The 18,840-nt window shown below is 69.7% G+C and carries 19 protein-coding genes; 18 read left to right on the forward strand and 1 reads right to left on the reverse strand.

The window, feature by feature from the left end; genetic code table 11:
* Positions 1-241: 241 nt before the first annotated feature.
* From ACGGAQ_RS31880 to ACGGAQ_RS31910, 7 genes are all read left to right on the forward strand, one after another.
* Positions 242-1,030, forward strand: a complete 789-nt coding sequence (locus ACGGAQ_RS31880) for a Scr1 family TA system antitoxin-like transcriptional regulator (protein ID WP_393055735.1) — start codon at positions 242-244, stop codon at positions 1,028-1,030.
* Complete coding sequence (locus ACGGAQ_RS31885) at positions 1,021-1,212, forward strand: DUF397 domain-containing protein (RefSeq protein WP_393055738.1); 192 nt, start codon at positions 1,021-1,023, stop codon at positions 1,210-1,212. The genes ACGGAQ_RS31880 and ACGGAQ_RS31885 overlap by 10 nt, the downstream gene beginning before the upstream one ends.
* A 414-nt stretch (positions 1,213-1,626) precedes the next feature.
* Positions 1,627-2,115, forward strand: coding sequence for a hypothetical protein (locus ACGGAQ_RS31890; RefSeq protein ID WP_393055740.1), 489 nt, complete (start codon positions 1,627-1,629; stop codon positions 2,113-2,115).
* Positions 2,097-4,961, forward strand: a complete 2,865-nt coding sequence (locus ACGGAQ_RS31895) for a hypothetical protein (protein ID WP_393055743.1) — start codon at positions 2,097-2,099, stop codon at positions 4,959-4,961. The genes ACGGAQ_RS31890 and ACGGAQ_RS31895 overlap by 19 nt, the downstream gene beginning before the upstream one ends.
* Positions 4,962-5,173: 212 nt before the next feature.
* Entirely contained in the window at positions 5,174-5,965 is a 792-nt protein-coding gene (locus ACGGAQ_RS31900) for an ABC transporter permease (RefSeq protein ID WP_393055746.1), read from the forward strand.
* 9 nt (positions 5,966-5,974) lie between these two features.
* The gene (locus ACGGAQ_RS31905) at positions 5,975-6,784 is read left to right on the forward strand and encodes an ABC transporter permease (protein WP_393055749.1); all 810 of its coding nucleotides are present in this window, start codon (positions 5,975-5,977) and stop codon (positions 6,782-6,784) included.
* Between the two features lie 64 nt (positions 6,785-6,848).
* Positions 6,849-7,859 (forward strand): YihY/virulence factor BrkB family protein, encoded by a 1,011-nt coding sequence (locus tag ACGGAQ_RS31910; protein WP_393055752.1) that lies wholly within the window; start codon positions 6,849-6,851, stop codon positions 7,857-7,859.
* On the opposite strand, the gene ACGGAQ_RS31915 is transcribed toward ACGGAQ_RS31910, so the two are convergent.
* Positions 7,825-8,595 carry a BTAD domain-containing putative transcriptional regulator gene (locus ACGGAQ_RS31915; protein ID WP_393055755.1) on the reverse strand — a complete coding sequence of 257 codons (771 nt, stop codon included), beginning with the start codon at positions 8,593-8,595 and terminating at the stop codon, positions 7,825-7,827. The two genes, ACGGAQ_RS31910 and ACGGAQ_RS31915, sit on opposite strands and share 35 nt — an antisense overlap.
* A 203-nt stretch (positions 8,596-8,798) precedes the next feature.
* On the opposite strand from ACGGAQ_RS31915, the gene ACGGAQ_RS31920 reads away from it, so the two are divergent.
* The 11 genes from ACGGAQ_RS31920 (at position 8,799) to ACGGAQ_RS31970 (ending at position 18,251) form a co-directional block, all read left to right on the forward strand.
* Positions 8,799-9,338, forward strand: coding sequence for a MauE/DoxX family redox-associated membrane protein (locus ACGGAQ_RS31920; protein WP_393055758.1), 540 nt, complete (start codon positions 8,799-8,801; stop codon positions 9,336-9,338).
* A 35-nt stretch (positions 9,339-9,373) separates the two neighbouring features.
* Complete coding sequence (locus tag ACGGAQ_RS31925; protein WP_393055761.1) at positions 9,374-9,919, forward strand: hypothetical protein; 546 nt, start codon at positions 9,374-9,376, stop codon at positions 9,917-9,919.
* 69 nt (positions 9,920-9,988) lie between these two features.
* Positions 9,989-10,306 (forward strand): hypothetical protein, encoded by a 318-nt coding sequence (locus ACGGAQ_RS31930; protein ID WP_393055764.1) that lies wholly within the window; start codon positions 9,989-9,991, stop codon positions 10,304-10,306.
* 82 nt (positions 10,307-10,388) lie between these two features.
* Positions 10,389-10,976, forward strand: coding sequence for a hypothetical protein (locus tag ACGGAQ_RS31935; RefSeq protein WP_393055767.1), 588 nt, complete (start codon positions 10,389-10,391; stop codon positions 10,974-10,976).
* On the forward strand, positions 10,973-11,365 hold the full coding sequence (locus ACGGAQ_RS31940; protein WP_393055770.1) for a hypothetical protein: 393 nt from the start codon (positions 10,973-10,975) through the stop codon (positions 11,363-11,365). The genes ACGGAQ_RS31935 and ACGGAQ_RS31940 overlap by 4 nt, the downstream gene beginning before the upstream one ends.
* A 29-nt stretch (positions 11,366-11,394) precedes the next feature.
* Positions 11,395-11,667, forward strand: coding sequence for a hypothetical protein (locus ACGGAQ_RS31945; protein ID WP_393055772.1), 273 nt, complete (start codon positions 11,395-11,397; stop codon positions 11,665-11,667).
* Between the two features lie 231 nt (positions 11,668-11,898).
* Complete coding sequence (locus tag ACGGAQ_RS31950; RefSeq protein WP_393055808.1) at positions 11,899-13,077, forward strand: ROK family protein; 1,179 nt, start codon at positions 11,899-11,901, stop codon at positions 13,075-13,077.
* Complete coding sequence (locus tag ACGGAQ_RS31955; protein WP_393055775.1) at positions 13,074-14,711, forward strand: sugar ABC transporter ATP-binding protein; 1,638 nt, start codon at positions 13,074-13,076, stop codon at positions 14,709-14,711. Before ACGGAQ_RS31950 ends, ACGGAQ_RS31955 begins: the two co-directional genes overlap by 4 nt.
* Complete coding sequence (locus ACGGAQ_RS31960) at positions 14,708-15,832, forward strand: ABC transporter permease (protein ID WP_393055778.1); 1,125 nt, start codon at positions 14,708-14,710, stop codon at positions 15,830-15,832. The genes ACGGAQ_RS31955 and ACGGAQ_RS31960 overlap by 4 nt, the downstream gene beginning before the upstream one ends.
* Before the next feature lie 119 nt (positions 15,833-15,951).
* A complete protein-coding gene (locus ACGGAQ_RS31965; RefSeq protein ID WP_393055781.1) occupies positions 15,952-17,004 on the forward strand; it encodes a substrate-binding domain-containing protein in 1,053 nt (350 codons plus the stop codon).
* 53 nt (positions 17,005-17,057) lie between these two features.
* Positions 17,058-18,251: a Gfo/Idh/MocA family protein gene (locus ACGGAQ_RS31970; RefSeq protein WP_393055811.1), complete on the forward strand. Its 1,194-nt coding sequence runs from the start codon at positions 17,058-17,060 to the stop codon at positions 18,249-18,251.
* The last annotated feature ends 589 nt before the right edge of the window (positions 18,252-18,840 follow it).

Consider the following 18,840-nt stretch of genomic DNA (forward strand, 5'->3'; position numbering starts at 1 on the left):
GACGTTCCGAAGTCGCATGGTGGAGCCTCCGTCGGATCAGAAGGGGCGCCCGTCAGTCGTCCGTCGGGCGCCCCCGGCCTGGTTCCGCCCGCCGTCCGATCCCGTGAGCGGTCCCGCTGCGTGACAGTCTGCTGAGGACGCGACTACCGTGGGAGGTTCCGCGCGCCGACGACCAGCGCGTACGGTGATCGGCCCGGCAGGGTACGAGGATGTACGGAGGCTGTCCGTGGAGAGTTCGTCCATGCTGGAGCACTTCGCGGAGGAGCTGCGGCTGGCCCGGGCAGCCAGTGGCATGTCCCAGGCGACGCTGGCGGAGGCGCTGAGCTATTCCGGAGCGCTGGTCGCCAAGGTGGAGACCTCCGAGCGCCGGCCGAGTCTGGACTTCGCGCGCCGATGCGACGCCGTGTTCACGGCCGACGGGCGCTTCGAGCGCATCCAGCGGCGGATCAGCCGCGAGGCCGTGGTGCCGTGGTTCCGCGACTGGGCCGGCGTCGAACAGGAGACCACCGCGCTGCGCTCGTTCGAGCCGCTGTGTGTGCCAGGTCTGTTGCAGACCGAGGGGTACGCCCGTGCGCTACTGACCGGCGGCGGGTTGTTCGCGCCCGACGAGATCGAGCAGCAGGTGGCAACCCGGCTGGACCGTCAGGGACTGCTCACCCGCGACCGACCTCCGCTGCTCACTGCGGTGATCGACGAACACGTGCTGCGCCGCACCGTCGGGGGAGCAGGCGTGATGCGCGAGCAGATTCAGCACCTCGTGAAGCTCGGCTCGGCATTTCCCAGGGTCCGAATCCAGGTGGTGCCGGCGACTGTGGGTGCTTATGTTGGGCTCGGTGGCCCCTTCGTCATCGCTACCTCGCCGCAGGGGGAGGATCTTGTCTACCTCGCTGGCCAGCGCCATGGGCAGGTCATCGACCGGGCTGACTACGTCCGTCAGATGGTCGAGGTGTGGGAGTCGATCCGCGGTGAGGCACTATCGCACAGGCAGTCCCTCGATCTGATGGCGGAAGTGGCGGAGACATGGAGTTGACCGGCGCCCGGTGGCGCAAGAGCACCCGCAGCGGCCCGGATGGCGGTAACTGCGTGGAGGTGGCCGACAACCTTCCGGGGCTGGTGGCCGTTCGTGACTCGAAGGACCCGGGCGGCCCGGTGCTGGTCTTCGCGCCCGACGCGTGGCGTGCGTTCGTCGGGCCCGGCGCCCTTCGTCGGTAGGGTCGCCGGTCGCCGGTCGCCGGTCGCCGGCCCGCGTAGATCGACTCCGCTTCCTGCAAATCAGGGTGTCGCAGCGCCACGGACACCCCGACTTCCGTGCAGTCGAGTTGATCATGAGCGCGAGCGCGTTGCTGGTTGACTGACCGTCGCCGTCCGATCGCGGTTCGGAACCGGGCGGGCCGCTGGCCTTCCCCAGACCGATGGCTATGACGCGACGGTGATGTGACTGTGATGGTCCCGGGGACTCTCCAGAACCATGATGATTCTCGAAGTCCGACCGACTCGGCCAGGGAGCGGTCGATGCGCAGCCTGAGCAGGCGTGCCTCGTCCGTATCCGCCAGCCGCGGCGGGTGGTGGCGCGTTCTCGCATCGGCCGTTGCTCTCAGCGTCCTGCTTGCAGTGGGCGGAGCGGCGGTGACCCCACCGCAGATGGCCCGAGCCGCCAGCTGCAAGGCGGAGACATGCAAGGGCAGGTGGGCCGGCGACGCGGGTTGCCTGGCCGACAAGATCGTTGTTGGTGACCAACGGATCTACGTCGAATCGCCAGTCGACAACAGCAAGCTGATGGATGGCACCGGCACGGTCTTCTACTCGCCGGCCTGTCAGTCGACCTGGGTCGACTGGCAGATCACCTTCGACGAGACCGACTGGGAGCCGGAGTTCCAGTTCTGGGAGCTCACCCAGTACGGCGCGAACCAGATGCGCAAGCCGGAGGCAGAGTCCGACCTCTTCCCGGGCAGCTACGTCAACTACACGACCGCCGGTGTGGACCTGTGGCGCTCGGCGATGACGGATTGGAACAACTCGGTGATGTCCTGTTGGTACATAGCCGCCGGCTCGGGTGAGCCTCCCATTCCGACCAACGATCCGGACGAGGAGCTGTCGTGCACCAACTGGATCTGAAACCGAAGCGGCCGGTGCGCCGAATGGCCCTGACGGCCTTCGGTGCGGTGGTGACGCTCGGTGTCTCGGCGCTGGTCGTCCCTCAGCCGGTGGCCGCCCGACCAGTTTCGCCCGTGCCTCAGGAGACCCTGAGCCGGGGAGCGCTGGCCGACCCGGACGCATCGCTCGGCGCCGCCTGGGCCCGTTCGAGCGACCAACTGATCACGGGAGCCGGGGATCGCAACGGCTTTCACCTTCTTGTGGCCCGGGAGAAGGAGTCCTTCGCCTGGTCGACCCTGACCACGCTGAACGCCGGTCTCTCCGATGCCGGCACCTGGACGGGCAGCGTCTGCGTCACTGGCTCCGGTAAGCGGGCCGTCGCGGTCTATGCCCCGACCTCGTACAGCAACAAGCCGGAGTTGGCCACCAAGGGCGCCTATGTCGCTGTGGTCGACCTGACCACCGGTAAGGCCACGCCGCTGAGAGAACGGGTCCAGTTGGCGTACTACAACCCGTCCTGCGGGGCGGGCGAACGGGTGCTGGTCACCCGGCCCACCGACGTTGACCAGCAGACCACCGAGGTCATCGCCATCGACGCGGCAGCCGGCAAGGTGACCTCGACAGTCCGCTTGGCCGGGCAGTTCACCAACGCGGCACCGGCGGCCGAGGGTGACTACGGCATCCTCCGGGGCGGCCTCTACCGGCTCCGGAACGGCAGGCTCGCCAAGCTGGCCGACCCGGGTGGGCGCCCCTTCGCCGTGCGGGCGACGGGTGCCGGCGCGGTCGACGTGCTGACCGTGGACGAGGCGAAGCCGGGCGCCGAGGGCCGGGCGACCGCCCACCGGTATGTCGGTCGCGGACACACCACCGTCGGCACCGGCCGCGCCACCGGGCTCGAACTGGTCGGTCTCTCCGGTGGCCGCAACGCCCTCGTCGGTGACGTCGGCGGCATCCGTCGGCCCCCCGCCGATCTGGTACTGCTCACGGCCGCCGACAAGTCTCGGGTGGCGTCCCGGGAGGGCCACCTGCTGGCGATGTCGGTCCGCCCGGTCGAGACGGACCAGGCTGACAGTCGGTCCCGTTTCGACGTCACGGTCCGGGCCACGGCCACCGGTCGGGAGAGCCGGCACACAATTGCCGCCACACCGAAGGCGCCGGCGGACGCCGCGCCCCGAGCCGGCCGTATGGAGGCTCCCAGCGCTCGGGCGGCCGGAGAGGTCATCACCCACCCCGCCTACCAGCCGAGGTGCGCGGTTCCGCGTAACGACATCCGCCGGCAGGCGCTCCAACCCAGCGCCAACCAGGTGGAGTGGGCGGTGGACCTCGCTGTGCAGGGCAAGCTGACCGTCTCGCGGCCGGCCAACTACCTGAAGACCGGCATGCCGGCGTACACGCCGCAGGGAATGTTCCCCCTGCCGTCCGGGCCGCGGGTGCCGGCGCAGGTGATGCTGGCGGTGCTGGCCCAGGAGACCAACATGGCGCAGGCTTCCTGGCACGCCTCCCCGGGCGACGGCGGCAACCCGCTCGTCTCCGACTACTACGGCAACCGCAGCAGCGGCGTTTGGGATTCCATCGACTACAGCAGCAGCGACTGTGGGTACGGCATCTCCCAGGTCACCGACGGCATGAATTTCGGTGCCACGCCGGGCCTCTCCGAGCAGGAGAGGGTGGCCATCTCCAGTGACTACGCCGCGAACATCGCCGCTGGTCTGCAGATCCTTGTGAAGAAGTTCAACGAGGTGCAGGCGCTCGGCATCACCGTCAACACCAACGATCCCCTCTACATCGAGAACTGGTTCCTGGCGGTCTGGGGTTACAACAGCGGGGTGCACGCCCGGGGCGAGCCGGGAGCGGGCAGCAACTACGGGCTCGGCTGGTTCAACAACCCGGCGAACCCGACGTATCCGGCCAACCGGGACCCCTTCCTGCGGATTGACAAGGAGGATGCGAGCCACCCGTCGGACTGGTCGTACCCGGAGCGGATCATGGGCTGGGCCGAGGTGCCGCAGTGGCAGTGGATCGACCCGGTGACGAAGTACTCCACGCCGCTGTTCGGTTCATCGCGCAACCAGCTCAGCCTGCCGTCCAAGTACCAGTTCTGCACCTCGTCGAACCACTGCTCGCCGACCGGGGACAACTCGGCCTGCGACGAGTCCTGCTGGTGGCACAGCGATACCACCTGGGTCACCGAGGCTGCTCCATTGAGCACTCAGAAGCTGGTGTACGCGGTGGGCTCGGCGGAGCCGGCCGTCAAGGCGGTCTATCCGAAGCGGTGCACCCCGTTCTCGGCGAGCGGGGCCCTGGTTGTCGACGATCTCAGAGACTCGTCGATCAATACGCTGGGCTGCGCGGGGCAGAGCTGGGGTGGCAAGTTCACCCTCCGCCAGGGGTCCCCGGCAGGTGACCTGATGAGCTTCCACGCGGACATCGACGTGCACCAGGTCGGTGCGGGCTATCTCGGCCACATGTGGTTCACCCACAGCGTCGACCCCGATTACGCGCCGCTGCATCAGGTCGTCGGAACCTGGACGCCGGATATCCGCAGTGGCATCAAGAGTTGGGACATCGTGGTGCACCTGCCGTCGCACGGCGCCAATGAGACGGCGGCCGAGTACATGATCAACCCGGGCATCGGCATCTACGGCGATCCCCGCGACAAACCGCAGTTCTGCCCGGTGAACCAGGACGCCAAGACTCTGGGCGTCGACCGGTGGGTCAGCCTGGGCCGCTACACTCTCGGGCCGCGCGCCCGGGTGCAGCTCAGTAACAAGATCGAGGGCGCGACCGGCGACGTCGACATCGCCTGGGACGCGATGGCGTTCGTGCCGGCGAGCGGCACCGCGAAGTCCTGCGGCACGAACTGGTAACACAGTCGACCCGGTGGGTCGATTCGAGGGGCGGGCGCCGGCAGGTGTCCGCCCCTCGGACCTGACCGGCGCCCGCTGGCGGTTCGAGTGAACCCGTGTTGATCACCAGGCGCGTCGGCCGGAATCCGGGCGACACGTCGACGGGGTCGCCGTAGGGTGACCGGCGGCCTGTCGTACCCCGGGGGTAGGAAGGTCGGGGACGGGGGGTGGTCATGGTGAGTGTGGCGCAGCGGACGCGGTTGCCCTGGGTGCCGGCGTACGCGGTGTTCGAGCACTACCTGGTGAATCTTCGTCGCACCTGGCGGGCGGGGGTGTTCTCGTCGTTCCTGCTGCCGGTGCTGACCGTGCTCGGCTTCGGGTTGGGCGTCGGCGCGTACATCGACCAGGGCGTCGACGGGGTGCGCTACCTCGACTGGCTGGTTCCCGGGCTGATCGCCTCGACGGCGCTCCAGGTGACCGTTGGCGACTCGACGTGGCCGGTGTTCAGCAACTTCCAGTGGGTCAAGACCTACTTCGCACAGACGGCGTCGCCGTTGCGGGTGGGCGACATCCTGGCCGGGCACCTGGCCTTCGTGCTGTTCCGGGTGCTCACGACGATCGCGGCCTTCCTGCTGGTCACCGGGGTGTTCGGGGCGTTGCGGTCGCCGTGGGCGCTGGCCACCCTGCCGGTGGTGGCGCTCCTCGGGCTGGCCGGGGCCACGCCGACGTTCGCGTACGCCGCGGTGGTGTCCAGCGACAGTTGGCTGGCGATGCTGTTCCGGTTCGCGGTCATCCCGATGACGCTGTTCGCCGGCGTGTTCTTCCCGGTCGAGTCGCTGCCGGAGGCGCTGCGCTGGCTGGCGTACGCGACTCCGCTGTGGCACGCTGTCGACCTCTGTCGTGCGGCGACGCTCGGTGTCGCCCCGCAGTGGTCGATCGGCGGGCACCTGCTCTACCTGGCTGCCTGGGCGGCCGTCGGTTGGCTGCTGGCGCTGCGCGCTTTTCGCCGCAAGCTCGTCGTCTAGGGAGATCTCGTGGTCACGCTGGTCCTGCCCCGGCTGGTCGACGTCTCCGCCGCGTCTCGGCGGTCGGGGTCGGTGGTCGAGCGCAATCTCGCCGCGCTGAAGTCGGTCTACTGGCTGCTGCTGCTCTCCGGCTTCGTGGAGCCGCTGCTCTACCTGCTCTCCATCGGCGTGGGCGTCGGGACGCTGGTCGGTGACCTGCCGCTGCCCGACGGGCGGCTGGTGTCGTACGCCGCGTTCGTGGCGCCGGCGATGCTGGCCGCCTCCGCGATGACCGGGGCGCTCTCCGAGACCACCTTCAACTTCTTCGGCAAGATGAAGTACATGAAGCTGTACGACGGGATGATCGCCACCCCCGTACGGCCGTTCGAGATCGCCCTCGGTGAGCTGAGTTGGGCGATGTTGCGGGGCAGCGCCTACTCGGCCGCGTTCCTCGGGGTGATGGTCGCGTTGGATCTGACCAGCGTCGTCCACGCGCTCACCGCGCTGCCCGCCGCGGTGCTGGTCGGGTTCGCGTTCGGGGCGCTCGGCATGGCGATCTCCACCTTCATGCGCAGCTGGCAGGATTTCGACCTGGTGGCGTCCGCGCAGTTCACCCTGTTCCTCTTCTCCGGCACCTTCGTGCCGGCGCAGGCGTACCCGACCCTGCTGCACTGGCTGGTCGAGGTCACCCCGCTGTACCGGGCCGTGCACCTGATCCGTGGCGTCGCGCTGGGCACCGGGGGTTGGCTCTGGCTGCTCGACGTGCTCTACCTGCTGGCGATGCTGGCGGTCGGCCTGCTGGTGGCGTCGCGCCGGATGGGCAGGTTGCTCTGCCCGTAGGGGTTATCCACCGCTGTTCGCGGGGCATGTCCTGGGGCGACACCGCCGACGAAGAGGAGGGGCGATGGCCTCCGACGAGACGTCCGACCACCGTGAGCGCAGCGGGCCGGTCGGGCCCGACGCTGGGCCGGACAGCCCCACCGATCTGCCCGGCAGCGGCTGGAAGGCTGCGCTGCGCCGCACGGTCACCGAGTTCCAGGACGACAGCCTGACCGACTGGGCGGCGGCACTTACCTACTACGGGGTGCTGTCCATCTTCCCGGGCGTGCTGGTGCTGATCTCCATCCTCGGCCTGCTGGGCACCAGCGCCACCGAGGGCGTCAAGGACACGGTCAACCAGGCGGTGCCCAACGACAGCATCCAGAAGATCATCGAAGAGGCGATCAAACAGGCGCAGGGCAGCGGAGGGCTGGCCAGCGTCACGGCGATCATCGGTCTCCTGGCCGCGTTCTGGTCCGCGTCCGGCTACATCGCCGCGTTCATGCGCGCCTCGAACACGATCTACGACGTGCCGGAGGGCCGGCCGATCTGGAAGACGCTGCCGATCCGGGTCGGCGTGACGGCGGTGATCGGCGTACTCCTGCTGGCCTGCGCGGTGATCGTGGTCTTCACCGGCCGGCTCGCCGAGGTGGTCGGGGACGCGGTCGGCCTCGGCTCGACGGCCGTCACGGTCTGGGACGTCGCCAAGTGGCCGGTGCTGCTGCTCCTGGTCAGCCTGATGTTCGCGATCCTCTACTGGGCCTCGCCGAACGCCCGGCACGGCGGGTTCCGCTGGGTCAGCCCGGGTGGGGTGCTCGCCGTGGTGATCTGGCTGGTGATCTCCGGTCTCTTCGCCCTCTACGTGAGCAACTTCGGCTCGTACAACAAGACGTACGGTGCGCTGGCCGGCGTGATCATCTTTCTGGTCTGGCTCTGGCTGAGCAACATCGCGATCCTGTTGGGCGCCGAGTTCGACGCGGAGTTGGAGCGCGGCCGGGCCATCTCGGCCGGCCACGCCGTCGACGACGAGCCGTACCTCGAACTGCGCGACGACCGCAAGCTCAGGAAGAAGCGGAATTCGGGTGCCAAGCGCTGACCTGATCGCACAGCAGCCGCTCCCGCAGCTGCCGGAGTTCGCCTCCCGGTCCGGTCCCGAGTTCCTCCGCCAGGTGGTCGTGCAGACGCCGGTACACGCCGTGTGCCTCCACCTGACGCCCCTCCCGGTACAACGCCAGCATGAGCAGCGCCTGTAGGCGTTCCCGGGAGGGGTGTTCGGCGGCCAGTTCGATCAGGTCGGCCAGCACCTGGCGGTGTCGGCCGAGCCGCAGCTCCAGGTCGTAGCGCTCCTCGGCGGCGAGCAGCCGCAGTTCGGCCAGTCGCGCCGCGGCGGGTTCCAGCGCGGGGCTGTTCAACCCGTCCAGCGCGGGACCGCGCCACAGGGTCAACGCGCCCTGGTAGAGGGTGACCGCGCGGGCGGTGTCGACCTCGGCGGCCTGCCGGGCCCGCCGGACGGTCTCGGCGAACTCCCGCGCGTCCACGTACGCGTCCGACACGTCCAGTTGGTAGCCGTCGGGGCGGGTGACCACGATGTTCGCGTCACCGCCGTGCCGGACGAGGTGCCGCCGCAGCGCCCCGACCTGGTTCTGCACCTGCTTGCGGGCGGTCCACGGCCCGGCGTCGTCCCAGCATGTCTCGATCAGCCGGTTGACCGACAGCCAGCCCTCGCTGGCGATCAGGAGCGCGGCCAGGATCCGCCGTTGGCGGGGTGCGGGCAGATCCACCGGTGTGCCTGAGGAGCGAACCTCCAGCGGGCCGAGAATGGCGAATTCCACGTTTCTCCGTTCGGTGGGCCGGGTCGGCCCGCAGAGCCGTGCCAAGGCTCACCGGCACGGTCGTCGGCCGAGTCATGCCCGCCGATGACATGACGATGACGGATCCGTGCGGTCGCGGTGCCGGGGATGTGCCGTACGAATGAGTCGATGGGTCAGAGTGCCAGTAACGACGCGCTTCCGCTAATAGGGGGAAGGAGCCCGTTGTGGCTTCAATATCCATTGTCGGCATCCTATTCGTCAACTGTGTGGCGGCGGCGCTGCTGATGCAGGCTTCCGCCGCGAAGACCGTGGCCGGCATGCAGTTGGGGCGCGCGCTTCGGGAGATCGGCCTGCCCTGGGCGTCCGGGTCCGGCCTCGTCCGGCTGGTGGCCCTGCTCGAACTGTGCGCCGCGGTGACCCTGGTCGTGGAACCCACCCGGCGAGCGGGTGCGCTGCTGGTGGCGGCGCTGGGGCTGTCGTTCGCGCTGGTCGGCCTGGTCGGCGCGGTCCGGGGCAGCGAGGAGCCGTGCGGGTGTTTCGGCCGCACCGAGGGTGCCCCGTTCGGACCGGTCAACATCGTCATCGGCGTCGGCCTGGTGGCCGTCGCGGCGGGCAACCTCGCCGTCGTCGACGCCGCCGCCAACCAGCCCGCCGGGCCGGTGATCGGTGCCGCGCTCGCCGCGCTGCTGCTGTCGCTCTACGCCAACCGTCGCTGGATTCTCCCGATCGTACGACCGCTCTTCCCGCAATCCGACCGGGTGTGACGGGCGCTTCTCCACCACGAAGGGTAATGAACGCCATGACCATGTTCCTTGCTTTCGTCCTGCTTGTTCTCGCCGGAACGATGGTGCTGTTCTTCGCGATGCTCGGCCAGTTGGCGGCGCGATTGCCGGAGCAGAACAACGAGCCGTCGGCCCAGGTCGAACCCCTGGAGAACGCCCGGTTGGGCGCCGAGTCGCTGAACTGGCCGGCGGAGTTGGCGCACCTGCGCGACCGCGAGCGCGCCCTGGTGCTGGTGCTCAGCTCCTCGTGTGCGAGCTGTGAGCAGATCGCCGCCCAGGTGCCGGGCGCGCTGGACCGTGGGGTCGACCTCAGCGTGGTGGTCTCCTGCGGTGTCCGCGAGCGCGGCGAGGACTTCATCCGCCGGCACGAGCTGGAGCGGACCCGGCCGTACCTGGACCAGGGCGGTGCCTGGAGCACCGGCGAGTTCAACATCGACTCCAGCCCCGCGGCCCTGCTGTTCCGGCACGGTCGGCTGGACACCGCGCTGCTCTTCTGGACGCTCGACAGCGCCCTCGCCGCCACCGGCCACCTGCACTCCGCCCATTCCGCCCAGGAGGCGTGAGCGCGCCAGGACCCCGGGTGACGTGCGACGGGCACGCGACCCGGCAGCCCATCTCACACAGGAGGTGTCATGACCACTGCTGTCCCCAAGTCCTCGGTCAAACGACGGGGCGTGCTGCGCGGTATCGGCGCCGGCGGACTGGCCGCCGCCGTCGCGGTCTTCGCCAAGGGGTCGCCGGCCCAGGCGGCCAACTGGAACTGCTGCAGCCTCGACTACGTGCCACCGAACATCAGCATGTCGACCTGCCTGGCCGCCAGCCACTACGTGTGGACCTGCACGTTCGGCACGGTGGGACCGATCTACCGCTGCCAGTGCTGCGAGCGGAAGCGCCCCGACGGCACGTACAACGCCTCCGCCGGCAAGTGCACCTGCACCTCGAACTGCTGACGGCCACCAGGAGATGGAGGTCTGGATCGGCGTCGCCCTGCTGGGGGCGATCCTGCAGGGCTACAGCCCTTGAGGCGTCTCCATGGCCGGGGTCGCCGGCCCGATGTTGCGGGACGACAGGTGGGGCGGAACTCGGTTCCTGCTCGGCCTGCTGGTCGGTGGGATCTTCGGCGCGGCGGTACTGGCGGTCCCGTTCTACCTGCTCGCCACCGGGGTCACCGCGGTGCTGCCGGAGGCGGTGCGGGTCGGACTGGTGATCGTGGTGGCGCTCGGCTTCGGCGTGGCGGATCTGCGGCTTCGCACTCCGCACGTGTGGCGGCAGGTGCCGCAGTCGCTGGCCCGGACGCTGCCACCCGGTTCGCTGGGAGTGGTGTGGGGCTTCGACCTGGCCCTGCTGTTCACCACCCAGAAGACCACCTCGTTCCTGTGGGTGGCCCTGGCCGCGCTGGTGCTGCTGAGTCCGGCGGCGTTGCCGACGACGCTGATCGTGGTGGCCGTTTTGGCGGTGCTGTCGATGGTGGCGCTGAGCATCCGTAAGCCGACGACGACGCCGATCGACGAGGAGAAGGGACGGAGATGGCAGGACTGGCAGAGGATCATCCGCCGGTGGTCCGGCGCGACGCTGCTGGTCGCGGCCGTGGCTCAGGCATCGCTGCTGAGCTGGGGGTGACCCCGGTCTTCCGGCCGGATCCGGCCGGTGGGCAGGTGGTCATCACCCGGTTCGAGTGCCCGTCGCGGCTCGTCCTGCTGCGGTTGGTGGTGCTGCACCTGCGGATCAAGCGGGCGGTCCGGCGACGGTTGCCCGAGCTGGTCGGCAGCCGGTTGATCGTCGACTGGGGCACCCGGACGCTGCTGAGCATCTCCGTGTGGCCGTCCCTGGAGAGCGTGTACGGGATGGGTTCGGTGCCGGAGCACGTCTCCGGGTCGCGCATCCCGGGCCGCCTCGGCGTACGGACCACGGCCGGCTTCTTCACCTTCACCGGCGACTGGCGTCAGATCATGTTCGGCTCGCCGGTCGCCGCGCACTCACCCCTGCACGCGTGTGTGCAGGACGACTGATCACGAACAGAAGCCAGAAGGAGGTAGTCATGCCCATTCCCACGGACCGCGGCCTGGTGGCGATCACCAAGGACGCCCGCGGTCGTACCGCCGTCATGGTCGGCACCAGCATCACCGACGGCCAGGTCGACGGGGTGTACGCCATGCACGTCGCACCGAAGCAGATCGTGGTGGATCCCGCGGTGCGGTTGAGCGCGGGAGAGCACGGTCAGTTCACCACCGAGCCGGTGGAGGTGTACGACAGCGGCAACGCCGTACAGATCCGGGCCCTGGACGCGACGGCCGACCTACGGCGGATGTAGGTCCGACCGTCCAACACCGCCGGGGGCGGGAGCGCGAGGCGCTCCCGCCCCCGGTTCGTTTCCGCAGGCCCTTTTCTTGATCCACTATTAGCTTTTGCTCTTACGGACAAAAGTTGCCACCGGAACGGTCGAAGCTCTGGACAGGCGGTGCGGAACGCTCCTACTGTGTCGGACACAACACCTCGGCGTTGCGTCGATGTGAACGAGTTCGATGAAGAGGTGAACTCCCCGGTGCGGACCGTCGAGCCCCTGCACGTCCGACTGTTGCGGTTGCTCCGCGACGAGGGCGCCGTGTCCCGGGCCGAGCTGGGTGACCGCCTCCAGATGCCCCGCCCGCGCCTGCTGGCCGAGCTGGACCGGCTGGTCGCCCTGGGTTATGTCGCCGAGGCCGGGCTCGCCGCCTCCCGGGGCGGGCGTCGCTCCACCCTGGTCGAGCTGAACCCGAAACTGCGCTTCGCGGCCGTCGACCTGGGCGCCAGCTCGATGGACGTCGAGGTGGTCAACGGTCGGCTCGAACCGGTGGCCCACTACGCCGAGCCGGCCGACATCCGCAATGGACCGAAGGTGACCCTGCAACGGGTCAACGAACTGCTGCACAAGGCCCGGGTCGACGGCGCGTACGAGCGGTTGGACGCGGTGGGCATCGGTGTGCCCGGCCCGGTCAGCTTCCGCGACGGCGTCCCGGTCTCGCCGCCGATCATGCCGGGCTGGGATCGGTTTCCGGTCCGCGAGCTGCTCAGCCGGGAGCACGGCTGCCCGGCGGTGGTCGACAACGACGTCAACATCATGGCGATCGGTGAGCGGCACGGCGGGGTCGCCCACTCGGTGGACGACTTCCTCTTCGTGAAGATCGGCACCGGTATCGGTTGCGGCATCTACCTGACCGGCGAGGTCTACCGCGGCACCGACGGCTGCGCCGGGGACATCGGCCACATCCAGGTCGACGCGCACGGGCCGATGTGCTCGTGCGGGAACGTCGGATGTTTGGAGGCGCTGTTCAGTGGCGCCGCGCTGGCCAAGGAGGCGACCGCCGCCGCCCGCAGCGGGTCGTCGCCGGCACTGGCCGAGCGGCTGGGCCTGCGCGGTGTGGTGACCGCTCTGGACGTCGCCGAGGGCGCGGTCGAGGGCGACGTGACCTGTATCCAGTTGATCCGCGACGGCGGGCGACGGGTCGGCGGAGTCCTCGCCGGTCTGGTGAGTTTCACCAACCCGTCGATGATCGTGATCGGTGGTGGGCTGGCCCAACTCGGGCACATCCTGCTCGCGGAGATCCGCAGCGTGGTCTACCGCCGGTCGCTGCCGCTGGCCACCGGCAACCTGCCCGTCGTGCTGTCCGAGCTGGGTGGTCGGGCCGGCGTCGCCGGCGCGGCCGTGCTCGCCAGCGACGTCGCCTTCGGCGAGGCCTCATGAACCTGCGGTCGCCAGGCGCGAAACCCACCGTGAGCGAGGAGGAGACTGTGGCCCAGCCCGAGGAGAACGCCGCCGTCGCCGGGGCGTCGCTGGTCGAGGCCCCCGCGGACACCGTCGCCGGCGAGGTGGTCCTGCGCCTCACCGATGTGGTCAAGACCTTCCCCGGCGTACGCGCCCTGGACGGGGTGCAGCTGGAGGTGCGGGCCGGCGAGGTGCACTGCCTGCTCGGGCAGAACGGTGCCGGCAAGTCCACCCTGATCAAGGTGCTGGCCGGGGTGCACCAGCCGGATTCCGGCCTCATCGAGTGGCGGGGCGAGCCGACCACCTTCGCCAACCCGCAGGCCGCCATGCGCGCCGGCATCGCCACCATCTACCAGGAGCTGGACCTCGTCGAGGACCTGTCGGTGGGGGAGAACGCGTTCCTGGGCCACGAGCCGCGCCGGCTGGGCTTCGTCCGTCGCGGGCAAATGGTCCGACGAACCCGGCAGATCCTCGGTCGGCTCGGGCACGGCGAGATCCACCCCAAGCGGATGGTCCGCGCGCTGCCGGCGGCCGGCAAGCAGATCGTGAGCATGGCCCGGGCGCTCTCGCACGAGGCGCGACTGATCATCATGGACGAGCCGAGCGCGGTGCTGGCGCACGACGAGGTGGGCAACCTGTTCCGGATCATCCGGGAGCTGACCGCCCAGGGCATCGCCGTCATCTACATCTCCCACCGCCTGGAGGAGATCCGCGAGATCGGCGACCGGGTCACCGTACTCAAGGACGGACGGACCACGGCGGCGAACCTGCCGGCGCGCGACACCCCGACCCGCGACCTGGTCAGCCGGATGACCGGCCGCAGCATCGAGTACGTCTTTCCGGAGCGCCCGGCGGCCGGTCCGGCCGGCGCGGAGCTGCTCCACGTCGAGGGGCTGACCCGGGCGGGCGAGTTCGCCGACGTGTCGCTCGATGTCCGGGCCGGTGAGATCGTCGGCATCGCCGGGCTGGTCGGCTCGGGCCGCTCCGAGCTGCTGGAGACCATCTACGGCGCCCGCCGCGCCGACGCGGGCACGGTCCGGATGGCCGGCCGGGCGTTGGGCGCGGGTGTCGGCGCGGCGGTCCGGGCGGGCATGGGCATGGCGCCGGAGGAGCGCAAGAGTCAGGCGCTGCTGCTCGGGGAGCCGATCTACCGCAACGTCACCCTCTCCACGTTCAGCAGGTACGCCCGGTTCGGCTTCACCAACGTGGCGGCCGAGCAGGCCGAGGCGAACCGGATCGCCAACGATCTCGAACTGCGCCCCCGTGACGTCCGCCGCCCGGTGCGCACCCTCTCCGGCGGCAACCAGCAGAAGGTGGTGGTGGGGCGGTGGCTGCTCGGTGACACCAAACTGCTGCTCCTGGACGAGCCGACCCGAGGCGTGGACATCGGTGCCCGCGCCGAGCTGTACCAGGTGATCCGGGGTCTGGCCGCCCAGGGCGTCGGGGTCCTGCTGGTCTCCAGCGAGGTGCCCGAGGTGCTCGGTCTGGCCGACCGGGTCCTGGTGATGCGGGAGGGCCGGGTCGTCCGCGAGGCCCCGGCCGGCGAACTCGACGAGAACACTGTGCTCGACCTCGTGATGGCGGGGTCCCTGATGGAAGGCGCACCGGCATGAGCGACGCGACTCCCACCCCCACCGCGACCCCGGAGCGCCCGCAGGTGCCGGCGCAGTCGCCGCCGGTGGACCCCGCCGAGACGGCGGCGGCCAGCGAGGCGGCGACCACCAGCAACCGGCTCTCGTGGTGGCGGGGCGACAGCGGCGAGGGGGCCCGCCGTAACCTCGGCCTCATCGGGGTGCTGGTGGTCCTGGTCATCATCGGCGCCGTGAGCCGGTGGGACCTCTACTCCAACCCGGACTGGGTGTGGGACAACACCCTCACCATCCTCAAGCTGGCCTCGGTGGTCGGCGTGGTCACCGTCGGGATGACCTTCGTCATCATCGGCGGTGGCATCGACCTGTCGGTCGGCGCGATCGTCGCGCTCTCCGCGGTCTGGGCCACCACGGTCGCCACGCAGAGCTACGGCGCCGGCGGCATGATCTTCACCGCTCTGGTCGTCGGGCTGTCGGTCGGCGTGGTCAACGGGATCCTCATCTCGTACGGCCGGCTGGTGCCCTTCATCGCCACCCTGGCGATGCTGGTGGCTGCCCGCGGTCTGGCGGCGGAGATCTCCAACAAGCAGACCCAGCTGTCCAACAACACCTTCATCAACAACATCGCCAGCGAGAAGGTGCTCGGCATCCCGCTGCTGGTCTACATCCTCGCCGCGGTGGTCGCGGCCGGTTGGGTGCTGCTCAACCGCACCACCTTCGGACGGCGCACGGTCGCCGTCGGAGGCAACCCGGAGGCGGCCCGGCTGGCCGGCATCAACGTGCGGCGGCACACCCTGCTGCTGTACGCGCTGTCCGGCCTCTGCTGCGGCATCGCCGCCATCATGCTCACCGCGCAGGCCAACTCGGCCCAGGCGGCGACGGCAAACCTCTACGAGCTGGACGCGATCGCCGCCGCGATCATCGGTGGCACGCTGCTCAGCGGCGGGCGGGGCACGATCATCGGTTCCCTGCTCGGCGTGATCATCTTCTCGACGATCACCAATCTCTTCGCCATCAACGGCCTCTCCAGCGAGGCCCAGAACATGGTCAAGGGCGGCATCATCGTGGCGGCCGTCCTGGTCCAGCAGGTGCAGTTCCGCAGCATCACCCAGTTCCTGGGCCGCAACCGGCTCACCAGCAGCTGATCCCCTACCAGCACCCGCACCACCTTGCCGCACCACCGCAGGGTCACCCGAGCATCGACGGTGACCGGATACCACGCACCCTTCACTCATCCCACCACCTGCGAACACAGGAGGTCGTCATGACCCAGCACAGTCCCGACCTGTCGCGCCGCCGAATGCTCTTCGGCGGGGTCGCGGTCGGCGCCGGCGTACTGCTGGCCGGTTGCACGAGCAACGAGTCGTCGCCCACCACCGCGCAGACCAAGGCCGCGGCGACCGGCGTCAACAACGAGCCCGGCAAGAAGGTGGTCATCGGCTTCTCCGCCCCCGCCGACGACCACGGCTGGATCGCCGCCATCACCAACAACGCCAAGGCGCAGGCCGGCGCGTACTCCGACGTGGAGCTCAAGCCCGTCGCGGCGGGCGCGGACCCGGCGGCCCAGCGGGCGGCGCTGTCCACCCTGGTGTCGCAGAAGCCCGACGTCATCGTGGTGCTGCCGCACGACGGCAAGGAGCTCAACGCGTTCGGCCTGGAGGCGATGACCGCCGGCATCCCGGTGGTCAACCTGGACCGGGCCTTCCCCGACGCCCGGGCGTACCGCCTGCAGATCAAGGGCGACAACTACGGCATGGGCGTCGCCGCAGCGACGTACATCATCGCGCAGCTCAAGGCCAAGAACGTCAGCAACCCGATCATCGGTGAGATCCCCGGCATCGACGCGCTTGAGCTGACCCAGGAGCGGTCGAAGGGCTTCGCCGACACGCTCGCCGCGAGCGGCTTCAAGGTGGCCAACCGGCGGCCGGCGGAGTTCACCGTCGACTCCGGCCAGCAGGCCGCGACCGGGCTGTTCCAGGCGCTGCCGAAGATCGACGCGATCTGGAACCACGACGACGACCAGGGCGTCGGCGTCATGGCCGCGGTCAACCAGTCCGGCCGCAAGGAGTTCTTCATGGTCGGCGGCGCCGGCTCGAAGAAGGCGATGGAGGACATCCAGGCGGACAACACCGTGCTGAAGGCCACCGTCACCTACAGCCCGTCGATGGCCTCCTCGGCCATCTCGCTCGCCCGCCTCATCGGGCAGGGCAAGGGCATGTCCGACCTGGTGGAACTCCAGGTGCCCAAGGAGATCGTGCTCGCCTCGGAGACGATCACGAAGGAGAACGCGAGCAGCTACCTCAAGCTCGGGTTCTGATACACGGGGGGAGACCCACCTTGTCCACGACAGACAGAGAACTGCGGATCGGCATGGTCGGTTACGCGTTCATGGGCGCCGCGCACTCGCAGGCGTGGCGCACCGTGAACCGCGTGTACGACCTGCCGGCACGGGCCAGGATGGCGCTGATCTGCGGCCGCGACACACCGAAGGTGGCCGAGGCCGCCGACCGGCTCGGCTGGGACGCGTACACGACGGACTGGCGTGACGTGATCAACTCCGCCGACATCGACGTGGTTGACATCTGCACACCCGGCGACAGTCACGCCGAGATCGCCCTCGCCGCACTGGCCGCCGGCAAGCACGTCCTGTGCGAGAAGCCGCTGGCCAACACAGTGGCGGAGGCACGGGCGATGACCGCCGCGGCGGACACCGCCCGTGCCTCCGGGGTGCGGTCGATGTGCGGGTTCAACTATCGCCGGGTCCCCGCGGTCACGATGATGCGCCAGATGGTCGCCGACGGACGACTCGGGGTGATCCGGCACGTCCGAGCGACGTACCTGCAGGACTGGATCGTGGACCCGCAGTTCCCGCTGGTCTGGCGGTTGCAGAAGGACAGGGCGGGCTCCGGCGCGCTCGGTGACATCGGTGCGCACATCATCGACCTGACGCAGTTCGTCGTCGGTCAGCGGATCACCGGCGTCAGCGCGATCACCGAGACGTTCGTGAAGGAGCGGCCGTTGCCGGCCGGGTCGAGCGGGTTGGCGGCCACGGTGGACGGCAGCGGATCGGTCGACGGCAACGGGTCGGCCACCGGGCCGGTCACCGTCGACGACGCCGCGATCTTCGTGGCCCGACTCGACGGCGGCGCCCTGGCGACGTACGAGGCGAGCCGTTTCGCCACGGGCCGCAAGAACGCCCTCCGAGTCGAGATCAACGGCTCGCTGGGCAGCGTGGTCTTCGACCTGGAGCGCCTCAACGAGTTGGAGTTCTACGACGCCACCCGGCCTACCCTGGAACAGGGCTTCAGCCGGATCCTGGTGACCGAGAGCGACCACCCGTACATGTCGGCGTGGTGGCCGCCCGGCCACATCATCGGCTACGAGCACTCCTTCACCCACCAGATGCGCGATCTCATCGAGGCGATCGCCACCGGCACCGACCCGGCGCCCTCCTTCGCCGACGCGTTGCAGGTCCAGCTCGTGCTGGACGCGGTGACCCGTTCGGCGGACGTCGGTTCCTCCTGGACCGACGTGGAACCGGCGCTGACCGCGGTGGCCGTCTGACCCCCTGACCATCCGCGACGGCGGTGTTCGCGCCGCCGTCGCCCGACCGGCTTTCCGGAGCCGACCGGCGAGGGACCGACCGCGGTTTGCGCCCCGCGGTCGGGACGAGGTCGGCTCCGGAGAGTGTGCAGCCGGGCCGTGTGGCCCGGTGGCGCACGAGCAGGACGGTCGTCCGGTGCGACCGGACCGGGATTCCCCGGCCGCACCGGAGGACCGCCACCACCCCCCGGCACTCCGGAGGACCCGATGACACCGCCCGCCGCTGCCCCCACCCGTCCCGCTTCGGTACGCCGCCCTGCGACGGACCGCACCTCGGTCGACGATCCGGTGGGCACGGCAACCTGAGACGTCCGGTCGGGGCACGCCAACGCCCCGGCCGGCCGGATGCGGGGGAGGCAGGGTCGAGACGCCGACCGACCCTGCCTGCCAGCCCCGTCTGCCCGCACCCATACCGGAAACCGGTCCGTCGTCGTCGCCGCCGACGCCGACGCCGGATCCGGTGTCGTTCCGGTACGGGTCGGGCGGGCGGGGCCCATCCGCCAAGGCCGTAGCTTTTCGTAAAATATTCTGATATTCCTATATTTAACTA

Origin of the sequence: Micromonospora sp. NPDC047557 (assembly GCF_043205095.1) — a bacterium.
Taxonomy (GTDB): Bacteria; Actinomycetota; Actinomycetes; order Mycobacteriales; family Micromonosporaceae; genus Micromonospora.

Excerpts from the sequence above, each read along its gene's own strand:
- ACGGAQ_RS31880 (WP_393055735.1), top strand. The coding sequence starts at position 242 with ATGCTGGAGCACTTCGCGGAGGAGCTGCGGCTGGCCCGGGCAGCCAGT.
- ACGGAQ_RS31945 (WP_393055772.1), top strand. The coding sequence starts at position 11,395 with ATGCCCATTCCCACGGACCGCGGCCTGGTGGCGATCACCAAGGACGCC.
- ACGGAQ_RS31935 (WP_393055767.1), top strand. The coding sequence starts at position 10,389 with ATGGCCGGGGTCGCCGGCCCGATGTTGCGGGACGACAGGTGGGGCGGA.
- ACGGAQ_RS31900 (WP_393055746.1), top strand. The coding sequence starts at position 5,174 with ATGGTGAGTGTGGCGCAGCGGACGCGGTTGCCCTGGGTGCCGGCGTAC.
- ACGGAQ_RS31970 (WP_393055811.1), top strand. The coding sequence starts at position 17,058 with ATGGTCGGTTACGCGTTCATGGGCGCCGCGCACTCGCAGGCGTGGCGC.
- ACGGAQ_RS31930 (WP_393055764.1), top strand. The coding sequence starts at position 9,989 with ATGACCACTGCTGTCCCCAAGTCCTCGGTCAAACGACGGGGCGTGCTG.
- ACGGAQ_RS31960 (WP_393055778.1), top strand. The coding sequence starts at position 14,708 with ATGAGCGACGCGACTCCCACCCCCACCGCGACCCCGGAGCGCCCGCAG.
- ACGGAQ_RS31955 (WP_393055775.1), top strand. The coding sequence starts at position 13,074 with ATGAACCTGCGGTCGCCAGGCGCGAAACCCACCGTGAGCGAGGAGGAG.
- ACGGAQ_RS31910 (WP_393055752.1), top strand. The coding sequence starts at position 6,849 with ATGGCCTCCGACGAGACGTCCGACCACCGTGAGCGCAGCGGGCCGGTC.
- ACGGAQ_RS31965 (WP_393055781.1), top strand. The coding sequence starts at position 15,952 with ATGACCCAGCACAGTCCCGACCTGTCGCGCCGCCGAATGCTCTTCGGC.
- ACGGAQ_RS31885 (WP_393055738.1), top strand. The coding sequence starts at position 1,021 with ATGGAGTTGACCGGCGCCCGGTGGCGCAAGAGCACCCGCAGCGGCCCG.
- ACGGAQ_RS31925 (WP_393055761.1), top strand. The coding sequence starts at position 9,374 with ATGACCATGTTCCTTGCTTTCGTCCTGCTTGTTCTCGCCGGAACGATG.